This window comes from Mesorhizobium sp. Cs1321R2N1, assembly GCF_037179725.1.
GTDB lineage: Bacteria > Pseudomonadota > Alphaproteobacteria > Rhizobiales > Rhizobiaceae > Mesorhizobium > Mesorhizobium salmacidum.
This window is the reverse complement of the sequence record NZ_JAPYKP010000266.1, coordinates 1-3,152: the sequence shown is the minus strand read 5'-3', so window position 1 is coordinate 3,152 and position 3,152 is coordinate 1. Positions and strand designations below refer to the sequence as shown.

General features: G+C 64.0%; 1 protein-coding gene and 2 pseudogenes. 1 reads left to right on the top strand and 2 read right to left on the bottom strand.

The genetic code is table 11. The features are described from left to right. Positions 1-48 precede the first annotated feature (48 nt). A pseudogene (locus O7A61_RS31690) lies at positions 49-249 on the bottom strand (transposase); the annotation flags it as partial. A 264-nt stretch (positions 250-513) separates the two neighbouring features. Between O7A61_RS31690 and O7A61_RS31685 the strand changes: the two are divergent. Then, complete coding sequence (locus O7A61_RS31685) at positions 514-1,731, top strand: IS110 family transposase (protein WP_337133097.1); 1,218 nt, start codon at positions 514-516, stop codon at positions 1,729-1,731. Between the two features lie 309 nt (positions 1,732-2,040). On the opposite strand, the pseudogene O7A61_RS31680 reads toward O7A61_RS31685, so the two are convergent. After that, a pseudogene (locus O7A61_RS31680) lies at positions 2,041-3,054 on the bottom strand (IS256 family transposase); the annotation flags it as partial. Positions 3,055-3,152 lie beyond the last annotated feature (98 nt).

Here is a 3,152-nt window from a genome sequence, read left to right as displayed (position 1 = left end):
GGGGTTGTGTGCGTCAAGTTCTGCAAAATTGGGCGGCCATGGTGCTGGTCATGCGGCTTGGCGTAGAGCGAGCTTCTTGTGCTCGCGCAGGTCATCCATATTGATGTATCGGTTGGCCTCCATCCAGTTTTCGTTGGTCTCGACGGCCAATGCCCTGACCAGGCGCAGGCAGCTTTCGGCATTGGGGAAGATGCGCACGACATAGGTGCGCCGGCGGATTTCCTCATTGAGCCGTTCGAGCATGTTGGTAACCGGTATGATCATGACGGTGCCATCCGATCCCCGCTGGAGATGAGCGATCTTCGGCGTATGGTGCGACCATCCGGGACAGGGGCACCGGGAGCACGCCAAGTGCGGGCAGGCCGATGTATTCGATGAGCTGCGAGCTCGCGTTAGTAGCTGGCCGCCCCTGCGACCTGCCCGGTTGCGCCGAGAGCGCGGATCCGTAGGTGTCGCGTCGCCCGCCGGCTCCCGACTGTTGAGGAGAAGGAGCCGATGAGACGTGTGATTGGAATGGACATCCACCGCACCTTTGCGGAGGTGGTGGTTTGGGAAGACGGCCGGCTGCGCCATCATGGACGGGTCGACATGACCCGCTCGGGATTGGAAGGGTTCGGCCGTAGTTTGCGACGGACGGATGAGGTTGTCGTCGAGGCTACGGGCAACGCCATGGCGGTGGTGCGGGTTCTGTCACCCTATGTCGGCCGGGTGATTGTCGCCAACCCGATGCAGGTGAAGGCGATCGCCCATGCCAGGATCAAGACCGACAAGATCGATGCCGGCGTTCTAGCGCAACTTCACGCCAGCGGCTTTCTGCCGGAGGTCTGGATTCCCGATGAGCGGACTGAGCGGCTTCGCCGCCTCGTCGCGCGGCGCAACCAGGTTGTGCGGCATCGCACGCGAGTGAAGAACGAGGTGCATGGCATCCTGCAGGCGCACCTCGTGCCGAAGTGCCCGCATGCCGATCTGTTCAACCGTCGGGGTCGCACCTGGCTCGAGCGGCAGGTGCTTCCCGACGACGAGCGGGCCGCTATCGCCCGCCACATCCGCGAGATCGATCGCCTGGCCGAGGATCTGGCCGACCTGGACGGTGATATTGCCCGGGAGGCGGTTGACGATGTGCAGGTCCGTCGCCTCCAGACGATCACCGGCGTCAACGTAACCGTTGCCACCGGCATCATCGCGGCGATCGGAGACATCAGGCGCTTCAGCGAACCGCAAAAGCTGGTGAGCTACTTCGGCCTCAATCCGCGTGTGCGCCAATCCGGTCTTGGCCTGGCGCAGTACGGCCGGATCAGCAAGCACGGGCGCTCCCATGCCCGCGCCATGCTGGTCGAGGCCGCCTGGGCGGCGGCGAAGGCGCCCGGGCCGCTCAGGGCCTTCTTCCTACGCATCCGCAACAAGCGTGGCCATCAGGTCGCAGCCGTGGCGGTCGCGCGCAAGCTCGCGGTGTTGATCTGGCATCTGCTGACGAAGGAGCAGGACTACTTCTGGGTTCGCCCGGCGCTGGTGGCGGCAAAGCAGAGGCAGCTCGCTCTCAAGGCTGGCGCGCCGGGCGAGCGCGGTGTCGGTCGCCGCGGTTCGGCTTATGCCTACAACGTGAAGGAGTTGCGAAACAGCGAGAAAGCCGCGGCCGAGAATGCCGAGCGTGCCTACGAGCTGATGGTTCAGCATTGGCGGCCACGCGGGCCGAAGCGGCGCACGGACGCCACAAAGGAGGAACGACTATAACGGCTGCGTGGCGGCACTCTCATCCTCGTGCACCACTCTTTGCCACGTGGTCGTCCGTGCCGGACAAATATAGCACAAGGAATGTGGCGGCACGATCGCCGCCTCGGTCCGCTCCAGACTGGCGCCGTGCTCGACGCCGTCAAGGCGTGGCCTGGAAACCTCGCAGCCGGCCGTGCCGCCACCGCACCGGCCAGCCTTGACCGCGTCTCGACACGCTCGCACGGGAGATCCTGTGGGCCGAGACGAAGAAACAGGCTCACCTGAGCCAAACAAAGAAACGCAGCAGGAGTTGGAAAAGCCGAAATCAGGCTTGTCGATGTCATCCGTGGACTTGAGATGCTTGTGATGCTGGCGCGGCAGGCGAAAGAAGGTCATCGTGCTCTCGATGGTTTCCTCCGCCCACGTCGTCAGTCGTGGGTAGCGGCCCGACCATTTGGCAAGCCACGCGGCGAGATCGGCCTTGGCCTCGGCGAGATCGCGCCGGTCGTAGAGCCAGCGCAGTTCCTGCAGGCAGTCGTCGCCGTGCTTCCTCGGCAGATGATCGAGCGCGTTCCTGAGGAAGTGGACGTAGCAGCGCTGCCATGCCGCTTCCGGGATGACTTCGCCGATCGCCGCGACCAGGCCGGCATGATCGTCGGACACGACCAACTCGACGCCCCTGAGGCCGCGCGCCTTCAAGCCGACGAGGAAGTCCCTCCAGGCCGAGCGGCTTTCGCGATTGGCCATCTCGACGGCCAGGATCTGACGCCGGCCGTCCCAGTCGATGCCAACCGCGATCAGCACCGCCTGGCTCATGACGATGCCGGCTTCGCGCACCTTCTCGTAGCGGGCATCGAGAATGAGGTAGGCAAAGGGCTCCTGAAGCGGGCGTTCGGCAAACGCCTTCAGGCTCTCGTCCAGCCGCTTGTTGATGGCCGAGATCGACGAGGCCGAGAAGGCATGCCCGCACAGTTCCTCGGTGATCGCCTTGACCTTCCTGGTCGAAACGCCCTGCACATACATTTCCGCAAGTGTCGCCACCAAGGCCCGCTCGGAACGCTGGTAGCGCTCGAACAGCTCAGTGGGGAAGCGGCCGGCTCGGTCTTGCGGAACCCGCAGTTCAAGCTTGCCGACACGCGTCACAAGGGTGCGGCCGTAATAACCCGAGCGATAGCCGAGACGCTCCGGTGTGCCCTCGTCCTTCGAAGCACCCAGCGCCTCCTCCATCTCCGCCTCGAGCACCTCCTGCATCACCGCACGGATCACTTCGTGCAGACCCTCAGGGTTCGAAAGCAGAATGTCTTTGACGGCAGCGCTGGCGGTCTTACTCTCAATCTTGGTCATGGTGGCGTTCCTTCGCGGGAATCAGGTGACGTTGAACATCACCAGCCTGCCATGACCGCCCTCTCTCAGCGAATTTGCAGAACTCTCAGCACACTACC